General features: G+C 58.7%; 2 protein-coding genes. Both read right to left on the bottom strand.

What is annotated here, in order from left to right:
* Positions 1 to 718: 718 nt before the first annotated feature.
* The gene (locus tag RR842_RS14095) at positions 719 to 892 is read right to left on the bottom strand and encodes a hypothetical protein (protein WP_332730208.1); all 174 of its coding nucleotides are present in this window, start codon (positions 890 to 892) and stop codon (positions 719 to 721) included.
* A 303-nt stretch (positions 893 to 1195) separates the two neighbouring features.
* Positions 1196 to 2263: radical SAM protein (locus RR842_RS14090; protein ID WP_332730207.1), on the bottom strand; the 1068-nt coding region annotated here is incomplete at its 5' end.

Raw genomic sequence — 2263 nt, 5'->3', positions numbered from 1 at the left:
AGCCCTCGAAGCCCCGTTCTGTTCGCCACAGCCTCGCAACCGTTCGCAACCGTTACCTGCCTGATGCTGCGAAGATCGTATGATGCCCTGCACCACATATGGAGGATATGCTAAGATACACTCATACGGTGCCCCGGCATACCGGGCAGCATCGCTTCAGTCTAAACCGGGAGCCTCTGCAAAGTCACCCGGTTTTTTCTATTCAGCAACACCGTTCACTTCTTTCGGTTGGTTAAGCCAACAATTCCGATAACAACTGACACCAAAGCACAAACCGCAATGACCGTTTGAGTATCCATCGTAGCCACCCCCTTTCGGGGATGCCACCCGGCAAGCGAAGCACCGCACGCCCATTATAGCGTGGCCAGAGCGCCTAAGCGTCGGCGCTAGCGATATTCCAATATCCAATCGCACCAGTTCAGAAGGCTATTTCATCCTATAGGCAAGACATACGGACACGTAGAATGCCCTGAACCAGCCATGCGCTATACAACCCCCCAACAGACGGGCGGGCGTGCCTCAAAGCACGCGCGATCAGGCGCAGCGAAGGGCGTGCGTTGAGCGCATACCTTTATTCCTGACCTACAAGGACAAGGCCGGGGGTTCAAATCCCTCATCGCCCACCATGAATTTCAGCAGGTCATCGGTCGTTTTTCGCCGGTGGCCTGCTTTGGCTTCGGCCCCGATATAAGCTTCCAAGGGATAATCGGGCGGCTTTCTAAGACACTACGTCGCCGCGCACCCCACTTCCCCGCCAGCCGAACACGGCGCGCACTATGGTAAGCAGCGCCGAGAGCACCACGTTCATCTTCTCGGTGTTGTGGAAAATAATCTCAAACCCGACCAGCACAATGACCGCCAAGCTCAGCGCCAGACAGAGAGCGCTGGCCATGCACTGCTCCCACTGCATGGCAATATCGCCGCCGCTATCGCAGAACAGGATGATCCCGTCAGTGTCGTAGCGTCTCTCGCCCTCCTGGAGAGAGCGGGCCGTCGACGCGGCACACGCACTACGTGCGTTTATCCACCGCTTCGGCCGAATTGCCCGCCGGCGGGTTGCGTCGCAACAATTCCTCGATGTCAGACGCAACTATCTGATCGTCAGGATGTTTGACAGCGTGAACTTGCGCGCCACGCGCTTTGAAAGTGCTCCCGCCGTGTAAACCGTCGGGCCGCCCATGGCCCTTACCTTCCCCTAGCCCTGCAAGGGTTCAACCGCAAGTTCGCGCAAACGGTACCCGGCATCATCGGGCTCAAGCACCTGGGAGCTCTGCGCCAGTTCGGCACCCGGCAGGCATTCCGTTATCGCAGATACCTCCACCAGTGGAAACGAGATCATCGGAACCGCATCGTCGATTTCATAGGCAATCGGCTCGCTGCGCTTCACCGCGAGCTCATCCAGCACCGCACGCACCGCCTCGACCGACGAGCCAAACGCCTTGGCACATTTCAGCAGAAAGTCATCGCCATCGAACGACAGGTACGCGTACCTCTCCCGCACGTCGCCTCCACGTAGAAACGCCGCATTCTGCTGGAACAGCTGCCCGGAATTCTTATTGTCCGACGAACAATAGTGGACACCCAGATCAAGCTGCTCATCAGCTGCAAAGCGCAAGAGCTCGAGAGCCTCGGCCTCGCTGTCCGCCAACGGCAGGCCGCCCGCATACCAGTAGTTGTACAGCACGCGGTACGGCTGCTTGCGCAGCTTGAAGCCACGCTTCGCGAACTCCGGAGCATTGTAGAGAGGAAAGCAGAACTCCAAAAGATTGATGCCGCATGCACCGATCGCCGCAAGGTCAAGCAGCAGGCGCTTCATAACCTCAAGCGTACCGGGAATGACCGGCATCTCCACCATCACATCAAAGCCCCTGCCAACCGCGAGCGCGATGCGCCCCCGTAGCTCGTCGCGTTCCCGGTCGTCGTCCTCCAATTTGATGCTGAATCGTATCTCGTCAAGCCCCGCCTCGGTCAGGCGCCCAAGCGAGCCTTCGTCGATACCGTAGCCGCTCGTGTACAGGCGCGTATGAGCAGCGGGATACAGCTGCCCTGCCCGTTCCAGAAACGCCAGTACGTCCGCCTCGTGCAGCATCGGCTCGCCGCCGGTAATCGCCAGGTACTCGAAGCAGGCGCCTGCTGCATGGGCTTGCTCCAGCTCGCGCACCATATCGCGCTTCTCCTGCAAGAAACGCTCGTAGTCTTCTTGGTTGGGATTGAAGCAGAAGTAGCAGTTTTTAGGGCACCGTAGCGAGGCGAAAAACGTCAC

It is taken from the genome of Gordonibacter sp. (assembly GCF_036667095.1).
Classification (GTDB): Bacteria; Actinomycetota; Coriobacteriia; order Coriobacteriales; family Eggerthellaceae; genus Gordonibacter.
This window is presented reverse-complemented; position numbering and strand designations above follow the sequence as displayed.

What these genes read in the sequence shown, in the direction of transcription:
- RR842_RS14095 (WP_332730208.1), bottom strand. Translation starts at nt 892, where the DNA reads ATGGCCAGCGCTCTCTGTCTGGCGCTGAGCTTGGCGGTCATTGTGCTG.